Below are 17561 nucleotides of genomic sequence, written 5' to 3'. Positions count from 1 at the left end.
TTCAGGCCTTTCTTTTTTATGATATCATGAACTTATATATATAAGTTGAAGGGGATAGTATGATGAAAACAGAAAAGAAAAGATGATACTAGGAGAAATGTACATACCGGCTGATCCAGTTTTAGTACAAGAAAGAGAGCAAGCACGTATATTAACGAGAAAATTAAATGATACGCCAGAAGAGCAATTGAAAGAGCGTAGCGAAATCGTAAAAGAATTATTCGGAACGACAGGAGATAATATTCATCTTGAATCTTCTTTTAGATGTGATTACGGCTATAACATTCATGTCGGCGAAAATTTTTACGCGAACTTTGACTGTACGATTTTAGACGTATGCCCGGTAACAATCGGAGTGAACTGTATGTTAGCTCCAGGTGTTCACATTTATACAGCAACGCACCCACTCGATCCAATTGAGCGTATAAGCGGATCAGAATACGGAAAACCAGTTACAATTGGCGATAACGTATGGATTGGCGGAAGAGCAATTATTAATCCAGGTGTAACAATTGGAGACAATGCGGTGATTGCATCTGGTGCTGTCGTAACGAAAGATGTGCCGGACAATGTAGTAGTTGGCGGAAATCCTGCGAAGATTATAAAAAAACTAAAATAATATTTGAACGAAGTGCCTTCCTCGTCTGTATACATTTATGAAAGAATAGATGAGGGAGGCTTTTTTATGTCTAATAAATTACTCTTTTTGACGTTGTAAAGGATTGACAAGAAGAGAAATCCGGCCCTTATTTGACACGCCTATATAAATGATGGTATAAAGAAAAGTATATGAATAATTGAGCGTGGAAAGGGAGAAGTAGTGATCATTTCCCTGTTTTAGAGAGCTGATGGTCGGTGGAAATCAGCACATAGATGATCGCGAATTACGCCCCTAGAGCATCTTTTTTCGATTGAATTGTATTCAAAAGGGAAAAGACGGTGCTAAGCCGTTATGTAAATAAGGTGGTAGGCTTTTTTTGCCTGCAACTAGGGTGGTAACGCGATAATCAAAATCGTCCCTTATTTGAAGGGGCGATTTTTTTATGTTTTCAACCTTCACGCCAGTAATGAACTTAAAGGAGAGTATGTAGGATATGGGTATTTTACAAGATCTTGAATTTCGCGGTCTAATTAATCAGCAAACAGATGCTGAGGGCCTTGAGCAATTATTAGAAAAAGAAAGCGTTAAATTATACTGTGGTTTCGACCCGACAGCGGATAGCTTACACATCGGTCATATGTTACCAGTATTAATGTTACGTCGTTTCCAATTAGCTGGTCATCAACCAATCGCACTTGTTGGCGGTGGTACTGGTATGATCGGTGACCCAAGTGGTAAAAAAGCAGAGCGTACATTAAATACGAAAGATACAGTTGCTTACTACACAGAAAGCATTAAAAACCAACTTTCAAACTTCTTAGAGTTCGAAAACGTGGAAAACCCAGCAACAATGGCTAATAACTATGATTGGCTTGGTAACTTAGATGTCATTTCATTCTTACGCGATATCGGTAAAAACTTCGGTTTAAACTATATGTTAGCAAAAGATACAGTAGCATCTCGTTTAGAGACGGGTATTTCATTCACTGAGTTTAGTTACATGATCTTACAAGCATACGACTTCTTAAACTTATACCAACACCATAATTGCCGCCTACAAATCGGTGGTAGTGACCAATGGGGTAACATTACAGCTGGTCTTGAATTAATCCGTAAATCAGAAGAAGATGCGAAAGCATTCGGTTTAACAATTCCACTTGTTACAAAATCTGACGGTACGAAGTTTGGTAAAACAGAAGGCGGCGCAATCTGGTTAGACCCAGAGAAAACAACTCCTTACGAGTTCTACCAATTCTGGATTAACACAGATGACCGCGACGTTGTTAAATACTTAAAATACTTCACATTCTTATCTCATGAAGAAATTCTTGAGCTTGAAAAGCAAGTAGCTGAAGCGCCAGAAAAACGTGCAGCACAAAAAGCGTTAGGTTCTGAAATGACAAAACTTGTTCACGGTGAAGAAGCATTAGAGCAAGCAATTAAAATTTCAGCTGCACTATTCAGCGGTTCTGTAGCAGAACTGACTGCAAGCGAAATCGAACAAGGATTCAAAGACGTACCATCTGTAGAACGTACTGCAGAAGATACAGTATTAATCGACTTACTTGTAGAAAGCAAAATCTCTCCATCAAAACGTCAAGCACGTGAAGATGTAACGAACGGCGCAATCTACGTAAACGGTGAGCGTACACAAGCATTAGACTATGTTGTAACAGAAAACGACCGCATCGAAGGTAAATTCACAATCATTCGCCGCGGTAAGAAGAAATATTTCTTAATTCGTTACTAATAAATAAAAAGCTTTGAGGAAATTCCTCAAAGCTTTTTTTGTTTTAATCTCCTTTTCGAGTTCATACGGAAATCACATGTAAGCGGTATGATAAACGTATAACAATTAGAAAGGAGTGGTAAAACGAAATGTCACTAGAAGCGTTGATTATTTTTTCTTTGCTAAACGCGGGTCAACTTGCAGAGAATTCGAAGGTCGATGTACATAAAGAGCAGAAAGATGCTTATGTATATGTTCAAAAAGAGGAAAATAAATAACTTTAATATATATAAATAAAAGCTACTCGAAGTAACTGTTTTAGTTGTCTTCGGTAGCTTTTTACATTATGAATAAATAGGAATTAATTCTCGTTTAAAATCTTCGTACATTTCAAAGGCAATTTTCATGATTTCTTTGAGTTCATCGTAACTGTGGAAATATAGCACGGGTACTTTTTCCGTGCCATTTGATAACAATCTTATAAATATGTCCCAAGGGTCTCCAGCTCTAACTTCACCATTATGACATGCTTCCCAAATCAATTCAGCAACACCATATTTTAAGCTGATGTTGAATCTAAAGGCGTAGACATCTTTGTTTTTTACTTCTCCTACAATAAAAAAGTCTTCTTTTTTATTGTAACGAGCTTTATAGTCAAGAGACTCGAATACTTCAATAGCTTTTTCATTTTCATAGTTTTCAAATGTATTGGTTCTATCGGAAAATTTTTCTGATAAGGCTTTATATTTTTCTACAAAGTCTATTTTCTCAAGTACCTCTTTTATTTCAAGTTCTAAATCATATGCCATCAATTATTCCTTTTCCATGATATTTGATTCGAAACAAAGGAGAAAGCTAGCGTAAACGTTAGTTTAAATATTAATCAGGTGTTCTTCTTTGTGTGATTTTTATCTCCATCGCCATGCAATCGTTGTATCTTCAATGTGGATTGCTGGAATGTCGATTCCTAAATATTTCCCTTCGTTCTCATCGAAAACGGACCAATTTTCATCGTCTAGAAATTCAGGATCAATACTTTCAAAGTCAAAAATACTGTCTTCGTCTACCATTTCACGAAAATATTCTTGATAGGGTTTACTATTATCATTTAAATGTATTGTTCCATACATCCATGGTGTTTCTACAAAAATGTCTCTGATTTCACCTATTTCATTATCTTTAAAGTATAATTTCATATTTGCACCCTCTTATTCATGAATTCTGAAATAGTCTTTTGGTATCTCGCCTTTTATCAAATACTCATTATCTCTTTTTGTCCACTTTAGAGCGAGTTTTTTCCAATGAGGTGCTGTTAGTCTATCCTGCTCAATTAAACGTTCGATTTGTTTTGGTTTTAAGATTGCTACATCTTTTACATCTCCATTACGGATTGCTGTTCGTAATGCATTAAAGTCTAGTTCAATTGAGTTATCTTCATACTTTACTGTTGCACCGTTATTAGGAGAAAAACTTGTATAGGGACTATTATTTTTTGCACCTTTCCTATATCCTCCTAATATATGTTCAGTAACTGTAACTTGTCTACCTTTGTACATGCCTTCTTTATTAGCTGGAACTAGATTTCCTGATTCGTTAATATATGATTTTTTAATTCCCATTGCATTCTTAATAGAACGTAAATAATCGTCTGATCGAAGTAAATTTTTTGTAGCAGTAAAAACCTTTTTTCCGCCTTTAAGTAATTTAATCCCTTTTCCAACTGGTGTAAGACCTGCAAAAACCATGACACCAGCTCCAGTACGTTCCAACCAGGAAAGTTTTTTTTCGGTGTCAGGATCAACACCTTCTATAACTCGCCTCACATCGTATTCACCTGATAATTCACCAGTTAAGTCCCTAGCAGCTTTCTTTAAGTCATTAGTAGTTTCTTTAGAGGTAGGAGGTATAGTATTTGTTGTATCAATTTTAACTAGATTCCTGTTTTCAATGGAATTATCAGCCTGATAATACTTCTGTAAGAGACAAGAACGGAATCACTATGATAGATGCAGCTAAAGGCCATTTCGAATACACATTCCCAACACAAACATTTGCATCTGTGGGGAAATCTAAACAAGCATATTTCACTGTGGAGAAGAATTCGACTGTAAAAGCTACAACTCAAGACTTTTTTATCGTTTCGTTGCCAGATGCATTGACTAATAGAATCCCTTCGAAAACTTACATTTCTCAATTAGAAGAATTGATTTGGCAACTAGAACAAATACAATTAGATTTATTGAACAGCGCAGCATATCAAGAAGCGCATGATGCAAAAGCATTTTCTGAACAAACTAAATTGATTTCCGAAAGTGTACAAGAACAATTGAATCAAATTGTTATAAAAGGGTCTATTGATCCAGAGACAAAGCAAGCTCGTGTGGATGAAAAAGGGATAGCGTATAACACGTTAAAAGAAAGGATCGGTGCAGAACAAAATAAAATTGGAGATTTATCACTTCTTGGTACACAACAAAGAAGTTTATCTAAAAGCTTAAGTGAACGAGGTATTAATGTTAAAGATTTTGGGGCGAAAGGTGACGGAATCACCGATGATACTGTAGCAGTACAAGCAGCAATTGATTATGCGTACAATACTTATACTGTAAATAGTTCTGCTACTGGGAATGAGGTCATATTCCCAAAAGGTATCTATATGGTGGATACAATTTACATCCCTCAAAATATTAATATTAAAGGCGATGGTTCAAGGTCTACAATTATCCGTAAGCTAGATGGTAAATCTGGTGCAATCTTATCATGGAGACGATCTGCACCGTCATGGTACTTCAGAACGCGTTATAAAGGGTTCACAGTAGAAGGGCATAAAGGTAATGATACTATTAAGGATATTGTAGGGTTACAAATTCACCCATATTGGGGTCTAGATTGCCCATTATTTGAGGATATTCAAATACGATATTGTTCTAGTTGGGGTATTCATATCTCACCAGAATATAATGCAAATACAGCTAAAATGACAATGCAGCAAGGTTCCTTCCGCAACGTGATTATTGAATACTGTGGTGAAGGCGCTTTTTATCAAGAAGATTTCATTGGTAATATGAGTTACGATACTTGTCGATTCGAACCAGAATGGAGTTCTCCTGATACTACCCAAGGCGGTAAGGCTATATGTTTCCAGACAGAGACTAGTGGTGGTAATATGGGGCAAGACTTAACGTTCCTAAACTGCGCATTCCAGTTTGGTAAGAATGGATTCGTACCTGAGACAGGCTATCAGAATGCTACTTTCGTAGGTAGTCATTTTGAAAATAATAGTGAAACAAGTTTTAAGACCTCTCATAGTATTAAGAACAATACAGCATTTATTGGTTGTTCATTCAGTACAACACCGACGGATATAGATATAAAACAAAAAGATGGTTATCTGACATTTGAAGAAATTAAATACAATCCTCTCGTTTCTATTGCGGATGCGAATGTATTCTTACAAATCGGGACAACATTTACGGGATTTGCATATCCCGGACTAGGAAAGTCAGTTAGTTCTAATGTTAACTGGATGAAGATAGTTGACCCAAATAGGAAGATGCGCGGTTTCAAAGACTCTACAGGGACTGATTTTAATCTGGACAGACTTCAAGTTCGAGGTATTTCGGGAGTTAACGCTACTCAGCCTTCCAATAACTTATCAGGTCGTGCTACTATGGCCACTGGTGTTAAATTTAGGACTATTAACTTCTTTCTTCAAGAACGAGATACAAATTATCATATACAAATCCCTGTTGATGGTTCAACTATCCCTATTGCTTACGCAATTAACAACAAGACAGTTGATGGTTTTGACATCTATATTGAGGCAGTTGGAGGACAACTGCCTGCAAACAGTTTAGGTATAAATTGGCTAATCACAAGATAAAGACATATAGGGGTCACTATATCATTCTGGGGAAATGGTATGGTGACCATAAGCAGAGAAAAAACCATCTCCAAATTGTATAGATGGTTTTTCTCTTATCAAATTGATGCAGTTTTCGTTTTGGATAAATTATTTTTTTCTAATAATTTAAGGCTTATATAGTTACTTAAAATCATACCAATACTAATCCAAAATAGAGAACCTACATGTGGATTAAAGAGAACTTGTGAGGAATTTAAAGACAAGATAAGACATGAAATTATTATATACATGTAAGCCCTATTGCTCATATCAACTTTGTTGAGATATCTATACCTTCGATATACAAAAATACAACTTAATATTATAAGGGTTACACCGATCAAACCAAACTCAGGTAGTATTTGTGCTACAAATGTATCAGTTGTAGAGAGCTTGAACCAATCAAATGCATGAACTTCGTATTTGTTAAAAATCATGTCACCAGTAATGTCGCGATAATAACGAGTTCCATATGTATTGAAACCTATTCCGAATAAAGGATAATCAGCAAATACATCAAAACCTTTTGTAATGTAATATTCTCGCGGCGATAAAGTTGATGAACTGTATTCCATTTTAGTATCGCTAATTACTTCTTTTAGATTGAAAAAGCTATTCATAATTAATACAAGTATTAATAAGAAGAATGAAATCTTAATAGCTTGCTTAATGGATTTGAAGCTATTTAATATAAGAGTCGCAATTAAAGCAAGTAATGTTATCCTCGTACCAGTAAGAAGAATATTTAAAACTAGAATTACAGATATAAAGAATAAAAATTTATTTTGAAATTTATACTTGTTTAAATAATAGTATAAGCAAAAAAGAACGCATGAATAGTTAGCGAATTCTATAGGATATGGGAAAAAACCAATTGATCTATAGATGCCGCTTCGGATTTGGATGTTATATATACCTCTAAACATGTCAAAAAATCGTTCTATACCCATGAATTGAAGTAACGCAAATATAAAGCCGATTATAATTATAGGTGAATATAATTTTAGTAATTTTAACATATCCTCATCATCGAATCGTGAGTATAGGACAATAAATACTAAAGTGAAATACTTACAATAATCTAAAGTAGTGCTAATGAATATTTTTAGATCATGATACGTTGTCATGGTAGAGATAAAATTAATCGTAATGAAACATACTGCTAATACAGTGAAAATCCTAACTTCTTTAACGCCAGGAAGTCTATTTTTCACAACTGTAATAAGTAACGCAGCTAACAATCCTATTTTTTGTATATTATTTAATAAGGATTTCAATTCATAATGTGATTCATCTAGACCAGCAGTTTGTTCAAGTACTATAAATAATAGCAATAGATAAAAAACCATTCTGATCTCAAGTCTTACTTTTACTAGTTTAGATAGCATAAAATCCAAACAAAGAAAAAGAAGTATTGCTAATAAGATTAGTGCCTTATCAAGATAAATAAATAAAAATAGGATAGAAAAAAATCCTATTACCAAAAGTGGTAATAGTTTTTTTTCATCTAAAACGTTCATAATAAAAAACCACTCCTTAAAATCATATGAATAAATTATAACACCATATAGTGAGGATATGTTTTATTAATTGAACTTGTTGCTTTAGAAAGAAGGTGATTTAAAAACATAAGAGAATACTAATAGGATTAAAACTCACAATGCCTTATGTGTCAAATACAAAGTAAAGGGTGATCTGAATGAAGCTTTACGAAGTTTTGATGGGGTATGAAAATGGATTATATAAAGACGGGGATGTGTTTTTGTATCAAAATGATATAAGAATGCAGGCAATATTCCAGTTTGGTGATTTGGTATGGGCAGATGACCAGATAGCTGTTGGTTGTAAAGATATTGCACGCGATGTATGGGGTTTTAAAGAGAGACGGAAAAACCCCGCAAGATATAGTTCTTAATTAAGAGAGACAATGTCTCTCGGTTTTATTTTCAAACAAAATATGGATTTTACAACAAATCAAAGCGTGCTTATAGCAGGCTTTTTTATTTTTAAAAGGAGGTAATAACATAAGAAATTGACGAAAGGACAACCGATGCATGTTTGCTCTTTTTATTAAAATAGTTGTAGTCAGTTTTAAATGAAGTGTATTTTCTTTATTGTATAAAAAGAAGGAATGGATATGAGGGTATATGTTATATATCTTAATATTATAGAATTAACTTGATTAATAACATAAAATGATTAATATAAGTGATTAAGGAAGGAGAGATTTATTTGACTAATATTACACCGGGGGAAGCATCGATTGTGGTTGCATTTTTATCTAGTATTACAGCTTTTGTAGTTATGTATTTTAATAACAAAAAACAACAGGATCGTTGGTATGCTGAATTTTTTATAAAAACGAAAATAGAAGCACTTAATGACTTTCGAGTGAAATCAACAACAGCAGTAAAAAATATTGAGTATTTTTGTTCTGAAAAAGGTAGATTTGAATTAATTAAAACTTTAAATTTAAAAGAGAAAGATCCCAATCATCAACCTCCTAAGCAAGATTATACTTTAGGATATGTGACAGAAGATTCAAGAGATAATTTTATACAATTAACAACAGAAAAAGCTAAATTACTGGAAGAAAGTTTTTTAAACTTATCAAAAGCTTACGAAATAATTAATGTATATTTTTCTGTGGAAGAGCAAGTAGTATTAGAAAAGTTTATACAAACAATGAAAAGATACGAGCATCTGATATCGGGAAGTATAAAAAATTTTAAAAGTGGTAATGATATTCGTTTGTTAGAAATGTTTATAAATTATTCATCTACAATTTACACAAATGGCTATACAGAGATAAAAGAATGTGAAACAGATGTAGGGGAAATATTAGCTAAACAACTGTATCCTGATAAGGTAAAAAAATTCGAAAAATAATTAAGTAAATAGCATTCCATATGGAGTGTTTTTTATTATGTACAAATTACATAGGGGGTATAGATTAAATAAAAATGATTTTTGTTTTTAAAGGTATTGATGTAAATCAAAGCGAACTTATCCAAATTCAAAAAAGCTTACTAAGTATGCGATTCAGTAAGCTTTTTTATTGGGCAGAGCAGCTGGAAAATAGAGTGCTTAAATGTTCATTAACCTACATGCTGGCTGATTTTTAATTTTATCAAAGTTCTTCGTTGTCTTTAAATATAACCAACTGATTTTCATGATACAATGACGCGCGAATATTGGAGTATTTATTTATAACTTTTCCGTTGTCGTCTTTCTGTTCACCTTCATTTGTTGTACATAATGCACATACAACAATATGTTGACCAGGTTCGAAAATTTCAGATGAGATAACATCCTTATTAATAAAGATAGAAACAGCAGGAATATATTCTATATCCTTATCCTTCTTACCAAACTGAAAATTTACAGCATAACGATCCCCTTGTTTAAGAGGTCTTATATCTCTTACTACTCCTTCAATGCAAATAGGGTGTCTTTTATCCTTGAGAGTTTGTAAATAATTATAAGCATCTAGATATTTTGTTTGATCATAATAGAAGTTAGACCATTTTACTTTTTTTCCGTGCATTTGAATTTCAACTATAGACTCTAACTCATTTGATTCATCATTTTCTACAGCCTTTCTCAATTCAAGAATCTTTTTCATTGTTGTTAAGTAAGAGTTTAACCTCCCTTTAGATATGTATTTTCGATCTTTCCTAGGTGTTGTAGTCCTATTATTGTTTGTAGAATTTGCATTTTGTCCACCTAATTCTTTTAATGGCTCATGAATCATTGTTAATCTAAACGTAAATTTATTGCTCTTAACACTCTCTAAAATTTTATCATCGGAATCCTTGGCGATTGTAGTAACTTGTCCAACCGTATTATATCTACATCCTTCTTTATGATCTTTCCCTGGTTTTCTCGTAAAATGAGCTGGGACCCATCTTCCAACCCTAGGGTGGCCGATTTTATGAGACACGGATATGCTGCAGATATGGCATTCTAATCCTTTTTTTAATTCTTTGTACTCTTCAACGTATTTAGCTGATACTTCATCATTTTTAATTGTTGAGTAAGCTTTTTTCATTTTTATTGCCATTTTGCTCCCTCCTAATAAACAAAGTTTACTGCCATAATAAAATATGGTTATATAGGATATTTTACCATTGTTGATGTTTGAAGGGGTTAAGTTTGGAAATTGGTATTTTACATGAAAGAACGAAAAGTAGTTAATATTTGAAGATAATATCTTGAGTTATGATGTGATTTTAAGAAATAAAAATGGTCTATAAATGGTCAAAGTAATACTTATCTATATTCTGAATGAAAGGGTATTGAAAATGGATGGATTTTTCATAAAGACATTCGTTCTTCATTTGTTAGGAGAAGAGGTAAGTGAAATGGGATGGAAAGGTCTAATTGTTGTATGTAATAATGTTTTAATTAGAACATAAGGAGGGAACAAAGTGAATATAGCACTAATTATTACATCAATTCTTTTATTAGCTACATTAATTGTATCAATTTATAATGCGAGAACTTTAAATGAAAACAAAGAAAAAGATCGTAGGATTGCTGTAGAATTATCTGAGAAAAGAAGAGTGCAAAATGAATTAATGAATCATATTACGAAGGTTCTTGATTTGGGTAGAAGATGTAGGGTAGAAACTGATGAAAACAATAAACCAAAAATGAAATTTGAATTGTTAAATCATAAAATATTTATTTGGATTAATTTAGATAGAAATAATTGTGTTCACGAAGATTTAAGAGAACAATGTAATATTTATATTAATTTTTGTGCTTCGAGTTTGGAGGTACCTAATAGAGAAGAACAGTTATCTTATTTGGATAATGCAAATAAAAATTTTAATTTTATTTTGCAGTTAATTGATAGGTATATTGAAGAAGAAAATAAGTTAATAGAAGAATTAATGTAGTTACATTTAATCGAGTGTGGCTCTTTATTATGTATTGGATGTGTATGCAATTGAATGTGGAAAGAATCGATCATATTAGATAATTAGCCAAGTAAAAAAGTGAACGATTACGAAAATACTCGTTCACTTTTATTTTACTCTTTATAAATGTAGCTCATAATTTCCGTCAGTACTATCAGGCTTTCTAAAAATTTCCTCGAATGGACCAACTTTTTTTGAAAATCCATTTTTTAATGCAAAATGGTAACCTTCTTCAGTTATAACTTCTTGTAATACTAATCGTTCAAATCCTTTTTCTTTAGCGAATGTTTTAAACCATTCCAGAACAATACTTCCTTTACCTTGATTGCTTGGGGTAATACTTATAGCAGTGATCGCCAAGTATGAATTGGTGGAAAATTCACTTCTAAGGTTAATGGTGACCTTATGTTCTTTAGAAGAAATATTTAAGGCATATTTAGAAAGACCTTTAATCAAGACTATTTCGTCTTGTACTAATGCTTCTAGTAACATTTTTAATTTTTGAAAGTCTTGTACATGAAGAGGGATCTCGGTGAATTTTTCTTTCAAAACAATTAACTCCTTTTATCATCTGTTTTTTGCACTTATCCATTTCTATACACACGCCAGCCATTATATTTTTTGTCCCAAACTAGCCTCAATTAGCCCCAAGTGCATACTTTTTAATGCTTTATTTTGCATTATTAATGATAAATAAAAAAAGCCCAGGCCCCTTGATAAACAAGGTTCCTAAGGCTTTTAATAATACTCTTTGCAGAGTACCGAGATTAACGAGAGTAGAACTCTACGATTAATGCTTCGTTGATTTCAGCTGCTAACTCAGAACGCTCAGCGTGACGAGTGTAAGTAGCTTCTAATTTATCAGCATCGAAAGTTAAGTATTCTGGTACGAAGTTGTTAACTTCGATCGCTTCTTTAACAACAACAAGGCTGTTAGATTTTTCGCGAACGCTGATAGTTTGACCAGGTTTAACGCGGTAAGATGGGATATCTACGCGAGCGCCATCAACCATGATGTGACCGTGGTTTACTAATTGGCGAGCTGCACGACGAGTGCGAGCTAAGCCCATACGGTAAACTAAGTTGTCAAGACGAGCTTCAAGAAGGATCATGAAGTTTTCGCCGTGCTTACCAGGCATTTTACCTGCTTGGTCAAATGTGCGACGGAATTGACGCTCAGTCATGCCGTACATGTGACGAAGTTTTTGTTTCTCTTGTAATTGTAAACCGTATTCTGAAAGTTTCTTACGTTGGTTAGGACCGTGAGGACCTGGTGCGTAAGGGCGTTTTTCTAATTCTTTTCCTGTGCCGCTTAGAGAGATTCCAAGACGACGAGACAGTTTCCAAGCTGGACCTGTATAACGAGCCATAGTTGACTCCTCCTTTAAAAATGTTTTTATTTACGTAAAATAAAAACAGACGTAATCGATATTTACGGGCATTTTGTTTTCATGTACCTTCGCTCCAGCAGCAGGGAGTTACGAGATACACCTCCGTAGAGGAACAAAATACAAACGATAAACTCACATTACAAGGCTGCCTTTTTATTTTACACAAACGCTATTATATCTTTTACCCAGAGTTTCGTCAAGCGAGTACGTTTTTGTTTTATGCATATAAATTTTGGAAACTAATATAAGAAGGAATTTAAAACAATATAAAAGAAGAGATAGAAACACAAATAAAACGCTTACATAAAATGTAGTAAAAACATTCATCAGTTTTTTAATGGTGAATATGCGGGATAAAAACATAAAGGGGATGTTTTTATGAAAAAGAAGCATATGGAGACAGCGTTAATTCATCACGGTTATACATCTGAGGAACATAAAGGAAGTTTAACACCACCGTTATTTCAAACATCTACATTTACATTTGAGACTGCGCAGCAAGGAGAAGCGAGTTTTGCGGGAGTAGATCCGTCTTATATTTACTCAAGACTTGGAAATCCAACTGTAAAATTATTTGAAGAGCGCATGGCTGTGTTAGAAGGGGGAGAAGAAGCACTTGCTTTCGGATCCGGAATGGCAGCTATTTCAGCAACGTTAATTGGCTTTCTAAAAGCTGGAGATCATATTATTTGTTCAAACGGATTATATGGGTGCACGTACGGATTTTTAGAAGTGTTAGAAGAGAAATTTATGATTACACATTCGTTTTGTGATATGGAGACAGAGACTGATATTGAAAATAAGATTCGCCCAAATACAAAGCTCATTTTCGTTGAAACACCGATTAATCCAACGATGAAATTAATCGATTTAAAACAAGTGATTCGAGTTGCGAAGCGAAATGGCCTACTCGTCATTGTTGATAATACGTTTTGTTCACCTTATTTACAAAGACCGCTTGAGCTTGGTTGTGACGCAGTTGTGCATAGTGCGACAAAATATATTGGTGGCCATGGTGATGTTGTGGCGGGTGTAACGATTTGTAAAACGAAAGTGTTAGCTGAAAAAATTCGTCCGATGCGAAAAGATATCGGTGGTATTATGGCACCGTTTGATGCGTGGTTATTATTACGCGGATTAAAGACGTTAGCAGTAAGAATGGATCGTCATTGTGATAATGCAGAAAAAATTGTATCGTTCCTAAAAAATCATGATGTAGTAGAAGGGGTTTGGTACCCAGAAGGGGAGTTAGCATCTCGCCAAATGAAACGGGGCGGTGGCGTTATTTCTTTTTCTGTCAAAGGCGGGAAAGAGGAAACGCAAGCGTTTATCAATGACCTTCACTTTATTACGATCGCGGTAAGTTTAGGTGATACAGAAACGTTAATTCAGCATCCAGCAACGATGACGCATGCTGGGATTCCAGCGGAACTAAGAAAAGAAATGGGTATTTTCGATAATTTAATACGTTTATCTGTCGGTTTAGAATCGTGGGAGGATATCGTTTCTGATTTGGAGCAAGCGTTAAAGAAAATATCTACTGTTAGTAATCAATAAAAAAGAGTGAGCTATCGGTTTCGTACATGACGTACTTAATCGATAACTCACTCTTTTTCTTATATATGTTTTAACAGTGTTTCCACAAACTTTTCTAAATAGTGCTGATCTACTTCATCGAAACGATTTTTTTCAGGACTATCAATATCCAGTACACCAATGACATTTCCGTCTTTTATAATCGGTACAACGATTTCCGAATTAGAGGCACTATCGCAAGCGATATGTCCTGGGAATTGGTGAACGTCCGCTACAAGTTGCGTTGTTTTCATTTCAGCTGCTACGCCGCAAACGCCGCGCCCAAATGGAATACGTACGCATGCTGGCATTCCTTGGAATGGCCCGAGAACGAGCTGATTTCCTTCTGTTACATAAAAGCCAACCCAATTAACGCGATCTAAAAATTGGTTTAATAATGCGGACGCATTTGATAAGTTTGCGACTACGTTTAATTCGCCAGTTAATAATGCATCCAGTTGTTTAATTACTGTCTCATACTGCTTTTCACGAGAACCTGCATAACTTTCTTTTGTAAACATGGAAACAACTCCCTTTTTATCGAGATGTGTAAAATATTAGCAAAATACGATGTATTTCACATGACTTTGTCGATAGAAAATTAAAGGAATTTGTCTTAAAAGTCAAGAAATTTAAACTATAGCTGTTCAGTGAGAGGAAGTGAGCGCATGAAGCAGACGAAACAAAAAGTAATTGATGCGGCAATATCGTTGTTTAATACGAAAGGTTATGACGGGACATCAGTGCGAGACATTGCAAAGCGAGCGGATGTGAATGTAGCGAATATTTCATACTATTTTGCTGGAAAGCAAGGCCTATTAGAGCAGCTTATTACTGATTTTTTAGAAGGATATATTCATGTGATTGAAACGTCCTTTGAACAGAGAGAGTATTTGTCGGCTAAAGATGTGATGGTGCAAATGGTGCGCAGGATTTTACGATATCAATTTGAAAATAGGGAACTGACACGTTTTTTTTATAGAGAGCTTTCGCTTGATACGACATTAATTCGTGAAGTGATGACCGTTTATTTTTCTAAAGAAAGATATTATATCGAACAAATCATTAGAGAAGGACAAATGAAGAAAGAGTTTAGAAAGGTATCTTTTACAATGTTTATGACGCAATTAAAAGGCATGATAAATATGCCGTTTTTATATCCACAGTATATATCAGAAGTATTACATTCATTTCCATCCGAAACATTTTTCTTAGAAATGTATACGAAGGAAATTGAGCAATGGATGGAACAAGCATTAGGTAAAACGAATATGTATCAGGAATGGCCAAGAGCTGTTCATATGTGAAAAATCCCCACCTAACGAACCGAGGTGGGGATTTTTGTAGTTTCTTTTCTTTGCCATAAATTGTTACATAATAGCGCAATAATTGTTAATGAGGCTCCGGCAAGTTCGATTTTGTCGACCGTATAACCTCGAAATATGGAACCGATAAGTGCAAGGACAGGAACTAAATTCATAAATAATATGCCGTTAATAGATGAAATATAGCGATTCCCCATATTCCAGCAAAACACAGCGATAACACCTGCAATAATCGACATATAAAAGAGTTCAAAACGAACGCTCACAATTGTGCGTAATGATGGTACAGTAATGACGTTTGTGTAAGTTAATAAAGTGACAATAACGATGAGTGACATTGAACCGAACAAACAAGTTAACGTTGTATATCGAAGTGGTGACCAAGATTGAAAACGAGCACCGCCATTTGTATAAATGACCCAGCAAGTAACGCCGCATAACATCAATATATTCGTAGATAAGTGACTTGCAGCTCCAAATAATAAGTGAATATTTCCTTTTGAAATGACAAGCATAACACCGAGTAATGCAACGAACATACAAAGAAAAGTGTAGTTTTGTGGACGCTTATTTTTTGTTATCCATTGTAATGATAAGGCAATTAGTGGCATGAGAGACTGAATCATCGCTGCATGGATTGCTCCAGAAGGTCCGGCAAGTTGTTGTCCGTAGAAAACGAGAAAACCATATCCAGCGAAACCGACTGTTCCGTAAAAAAATAAAGAAAGTGTTCGTTTTTCTAAGCGGAGCGAATGTGTCCCTTCAGTGATTAATAGCAAAATAAGAAAAATAATAGCTGCAGATCCGTAGCGGATAGTTGTGAAAAAGAACGGATCGATAAATTGTAAGGCATTTGCCATTACAGGAAACATAAATCCCCAGGCAGTTACGGCAAGTAAGCATAGGAGGGATCCGAAGAGCATTTGTTTTTTGTTCAAGAGTACCATTCTCCTTTACATTTCGTTATAGTAAGTTGATGAAATAAGTATAAAGAGTAATGATTTATAGAAGGAAATATCGATTTTTTATAACAGTTATAACTTTTTGTTAGAGGTGTATATGATGGATTTAGAGGCAGTACGATCGTTTATGGAAGTAAAGCATACGCGCAGTTTATCAAAGGCAAGTAAGCTTTTACATATTTCACAACCAGCGCTTAGTAAACAAATTCAAAGATTAGAAGCGGATTTAGAGGTTACTTTACTCAAGCGTTCTGCTCAAGGAGTGGAGTTAACAGAGGCTGGTGAGATATTTATAGCAAGAATGTTACCGATTTTGGAACAAATACATGAAGTGAAAACGGAGATGAAGAAGTATCAAGAGAAACGGAGAATTTCGATAGGTATATTGCCAAGTTTAGCGGCGTATTACATATCGAAATGCAAAGATATATTAGGTGATGGATTCGAAATAGAATGGAAAATTGAGCATACGAAAGTATTAATGGAATTGTTTAAAGAGCGGAAGATTGAAGCGATGTTCATTGATTCAGTAGTAGAAGGCGCTACATATATAAAAGAAATGCGGGAGGAAAAAATTGTTTGTGTAGTTTCAAATGATCATCCTTATAAAGAGAAAACAATAATCCGAATGGAAGGTTTGGAACATGAGAAATTAATTGTGTACCCAGAAATATGTGATGTAAGGAAAATGATTATGAACATGTTTCAAGGTATAGGTGCGAAACCAATCATTGCGTTTGAAACTTCTTATGCAGAACCGATGCTTGCGATGGTCGGAGCTGGACTTGGCATCACTTTACTTCCAGAAATGTCAGTGGAGCAAGCGGTAAAGCAGGGGAATGTGCATGTGATTTCTGTTGAACCTCCACTCATGCGCAAAATCTATTTCGTATCTCATATGAAAGAGTGCCCGTTATGGCAATCATTTGAGGATAGGTAGTGAAGCGGGCGGAAGATTAAGAAAGATTACAATTGCATTTAAAGAAACATGAAATTTTAAAAAAAACTAGGTCAAAAACACGTCATTACATGGTATGATTAGTACATTGTTAGTTGTTAAATATAGGGGAATTCCCTTTTTATACATAATGCCTTCCATTTCATAAACGGAACGGACAAAAAAAGAGATATAACTAGGAGGCTTTTTTG

At 34.4% G+C, this 17561-nt stretch carries 19 protein-coding genes and 1 other annotated feature; of the genes, 10 read left to right on the top strand and 9 right to left on the bottom strand.

Annotation, left to right across the window (positions count from 1 at the left end):
• Positions 1-97 precede the first annotated feature (97 nt).
• The 3 genes from JDS98_RS10120 (at position 98) to JDS98_RS10110 (ending at position 2608) form a co-directional block, all read left to right on the top strand.
• Positions 98-619 (top strand): sugar O-acetyltransferase, encoded by a 522-nt coding sequence (locus tag JDS98_RS10120; protein WP_374191398.1) that lies wholly within the window; start codon positions 98-100, stop codon positions 617-619.
• 176 nt (positions 620-795) lie between these two features.
• Positions 796-1024 (top strand) — a binding site (T-box leader).
• A gap of 70 nt (positions 1025-1094) precedes the next feature.
• On the top strand, positions 1095-2351 hold the full coding sequence (gene tyrS, locus JDS98_RS10115) for a tyrosine--tRNA ligase (protein ID WP_199633864.1): 1257 nt from the start codon (positions 1095-1097) through the stop codon (positions 2349-2351).
• 128 nt (positions 2352-2479) lie between these two features.
• Positions 2480-2608 carry a hypothetical protein gene (locus JDS98_RS10110; protein ID WP_000050944.1) on the top strand — a complete coding sequence of 43 codons (129 nt, stop codon included), beginning with the start codon at positions 2480-2482 and terminating at the stop codon, positions 2606-2608.
• Between the two features lie 66 nt (positions 2609-2674).
• Here the strand turns inward: JDS98_RS10110 and JDS98_RS10105 are convergent, their stop codons facing one another.
• From JDS98_RS10105 to JDS98_RS10095, 3 genes are all read right to left on the bottom strand, one after another.
• A complete protein-coding gene (locus JDS98_RS10105; RefSeq protein ID WP_199633863.1) occupies positions 2675-3139 on the bottom strand; it encodes a hypothetical protein in 465 nt (154 codons plus the stop codon).
• A 99-nt stretch (positions 3140-3238) separates the two neighbouring features.
• Positions 3239-3526, bottom strand: a complete 288-nt coding sequence (locus tag JDS98_RS10100) for a hypothetical protein (RefSeq protein ID WP_098106094.1) — start codon at positions 3524-3526, stop codon at positions 3239-3241.
• 12 nt (positions 3527-3538) lie between these two features.
• Positions 3539-4153, bottom strand: a complete 615-nt coding sequence (locus JDS98_RS10095) for a pre-toxin TG domain-containing protein (protein WP_374191397.1) — start codon at positions 4151-4153, stop codon at positions 3539-3541.
• 176 nt (positions 4154-4329) lie between these two features.
• Between JDS98_RS10095 and JDS98_RS10090 the strand changes: the two genes are divergently transcribed.
• Positions 4330-6213, top strand: a complete 1884-nt coding sequence (locus JDS98_RS10090) for a glycosyl hydrolase family 28-related protein (protein ID WP_199633862.1) — start codon at positions 4330-4332, stop codon at positions 6211-6213.
• A 98-nt stretch (positions 6214-6311) separates the two neighbouring features.
• Here the strand turns inward: JDS98_RS10090 and JDS98_RS10085 are convergent, their stop codons facing one another.
• The gene (locus JDS98_RS10085; RefSeq protein ID WP_199633861.1) at positions 6312-7754 is read right to left on the bottom strand and encodes an O-antigen ligase family protein; all 1443 of its coding nucleotides are present in this window, start codon (positions 7752-7754) and stop codon (positions 6312-6314) included.
• 179 nt (positions 7755-7933) lie between these two features.
• On the opposite strand from JDS98_RS10085, the gene JDS98_RS10080 reads away from it, so the two are divergent.
• Together JDS98_RS10080 and JDS98_RS10075 are read left to right on the top strand one after the other, a co-directional pair.
• Complete coding sequence (locus JDS98_RS10080; RefSeq protein ID WP_098106089.1) at positions 7934-8149, top strand: hypothetical protein; 216 nt, start codon at positions 7934-7936, stop codon at positions 8147-8149.
• Positions 8150-8466: 317 nt separating this feature from the next.
• A complete protein-coding gene (locus tag JDS98_RS10075) occupies positions 8467-9123 on the top strand; it encodes a hypothetical protein (RefSeq protein ID WP_199633860.1) in 657 nt (218 codons plus the stop codon).
• Positions 9124-9364: 241 nt separating this feature from the next.
• Here the strand turns inward: JDS98_RS10075 and JDS98_RS10070 are convergent, their stop codons facing one another.
• Positions 9365-10297, bottom strand: coding sequence for a hypothetical protein (locus tag JDS98_RS10070; protein WP_199633859.1), 933 nt, complete (start codon positions 10295-10297; stop codon positions 9365-9367).
• Between the two features lie 367 nt (positions 10298-10664).
• Here JDS98_RS10070 and JDS98_RS10065 point away from each other — a divergent pair, with 367 nt between their 5' ends.
• A complete protein-coding gene (locus JDS98_RS10065; RefSeq protein WP_199633858.1) occupies positions 10665-11138 on the top strand; it encodes a hypothetical protein in 474 nt (157 codons plus the stop codon).
• Between the two features lie 141 nt (positions 11139-11279).
• Here the strand turns inward: JDS98_RS10065 and JDS98_RS10060 are convergent, their stop codons facing one another.
• Both JDS98_RS10060 and rpsD read right to left on the bottom strand, forming a co-directional pair.
• On the bottom strand, positions 11280-11708 hold the full coding sequence (locus JDS98_RS10060) for a GNAT family N-acetyltransferase (RefSeq protein WP_199633857.1): 429 nt from the start codon (positions 11706-11708) through the stop codon (positions 11280-11282).
• A gap of 218 nt (positions 11709-11926) precedes the next feature.
• Complete coding sequence (gene rpsD, locus JDS98_RS10055; protein WP_000135316.1) at positions 11927-12529, bottom strand: 30S ribosomal protein S4; 603 nt, start codon at positions 12527-12529, stop codon at positions 11927-11929.
• A gap of 399 nt (positions 12530-12928) precedes the next feature.
• Between rpsD and megL the strand changes: the two genes are divergently transcribed.
• The gene (gene megL, locus JDS98_RS10050) at positions 12929-14107 is read left to right on the top strand and encodes a methionine gamma-lyase (RefSeq protein WP_097959237.1); all 1179 of its coding nucleotides are present in this window, start codon (positions 12929-12931) and stop codon (positions 14105-14107) included.
• Between the two features lie 59 nt (positions 14108-14166).
• Here the strand turns inward: megL and JDS98_RS10045 are convergent, their stop codons facing one another.
• On the bottom strand, positions 14167-14646 hold the full coding sequence (locus JDS98_RS10045) for a GAF domain-containing protein (RefSeq protein WP_199633856.1): 480 nt from the start codon (positions 14644-14646) through the stop codon (positions 14167-14169).
• Between the two features lie 147 nt (positions 14647-14793).
• On the opposite strand from JDS98_RS10045, the gene refZ reads away from it, so the two are divergent.
• Positions 14794-15432: a forespore capture DNA-binding protein RefZ gene (gene refZ, locus JDS98_RS10040; protein ID WP_199633855.1), complete on the top strand. Its 639-nt coding sequence runs from the start codon at positions 14794-14796 to the stop codon at positions 15430-15432.
• 11 nt (positions 15433-15443) lie between these two features.
• On the opposite strand, the gene JDS98_RS10035 is transcribed toward refZ, so the two are convergent.
• On the bottom strand, positions 15444-16388 hold the full coding sequence (locus JDS98_RS10035) for a DMT family transporter (RefSeq protein ID WP_098954078.1): 945 nt from the start codon (positions 16386-16388) through the stop codon (positions 15444-15446).
• Positions 16389-16512: 124 nt separating this feature from the next.
• Here JDS98_RS10035 and JDS98_RS10030 point away from each other — a divergent pair, with 124 nt between their 5' ends.
• Complete coding sequence (locus JDS98_RS10030) at positions 16513-17352, top strand: LysR family transcriptional regulator (RefSeq protein ID WP_033668558.1); 840 nt, start codon at positions 16513-16515, stop codon at positions 17350-17352.
• Positions 17353-17561: the final 209 nt, after the last annotated feature.

The sequence above is a fragment of the Bacillus cereus group sp. N11 genome, from assembly GCF_016483605.1.
Lineage (GTDB): Bacteria > Bacillota > Bacilli > Bacillales > Bacillaceae_G > Bacillus_A > Bacillus_A toyonensis.
The sequence above is the reverse complement of the archived record's forward strand: the minus strand, read 5'-3'. Positions and strand labels throughout refer to the sequence as shown.

Bases quoted from the DNA above. Each gene is read 5' to 3' on its own strand.
- JDS98_RS10090 (WP_199633862.1), top strand. From the start codon at position 4,330: ATGATAGATGCAGCTAAAGGCCATTTCGAATACACATTCCCAACACAA.
- JDS98_RS10045 (WP_199633856.1), bottom strand. From the start codon at position 14,646: ATGTTTACAAAAGAAAGTTATGCAGGTTCTCGTGAAAAGCAGTATGAG.
- JDS98_RS10100 (WP_098106094.1), bottom strand. From the start codon at position 3,526: ATGAAATTATACTTTAAAGATAATGAAATAGGTGAAATCAGAGACATT.
- JDS98_RS10030 (WP_033668558.1), top strand. From the start codon at position 16,513: ATGGATTTAGAGGCAGTACGATCGTTTATGGAAGTAAAGCATACGCGC.
- tyrS (WP_199633864.1), top strand. From the start codon at position 1,095: ATGGGTATTTTACAAGATCTTGAATTTCGCGGTCTAATTAATCAGCAA.
- JDS98_RS10070 (WP_199633859.1), bottom strand. From the start codon at position 10,297: ATGGCAATAAAAATGAAAAAAGCTTACTCAACAATTAAAAATGATGAA.
- JDS98_RS10105 (WP_199633863.1), bottom strand. From the start codon at position 3,139: ATGGCATATGATTTAGAACTTGAAATAAAAGAGGTACTTGAGAAAATA.
- JDS98_RS10080 (WP_098106089.1), top strand. From the start codon at position 7,934: ATGAAGCTTTACGAAGTTTTGATGGGGTATGAAAATGGATTATATAAA.
- rpsD (WP_000135316.1), bottom strand. From the start codon at position 12,529: ATGGCTCGTTATACAGGTCCAGCTTGGAAACTGTCTCGTCGTCTTGGA.
- refZ (WP_199633855.1), top strand. From the start codon at position 14,794: ATGAAGCAGACGAAACAAAAAGTAATTGATGCGGCAATATCGTTGTTT.
- megL (WP_097959237.1), top strand. From the start codon at position 12,929: ATGAAAAAGAAGCATATGGAGACAGCGTTAATTCATCACGGTTATACA.
- JDS98_RS10085 (WP_199633861.1), bottom strand. From the start codon at position 7,754: ATGAACGTTTTAGATGAAAAAAAACTATTACCACTTTTGGTAATAGGA.
- JDS98_RS10120 (WP_374191398.1), top strand. From the start codon at position 98: ATGTACATACCGGCTGATCCAGTTTTAGTACAAGAAAGAGAGCAAGCA.
- JDS98_RS10110 (WP_000050944.1), top strand. From the start codon at position 2,480: ATGTCACTAGAAGCGTTGATTATTTTTTCTTTGCTAAACGCGGGTCAA.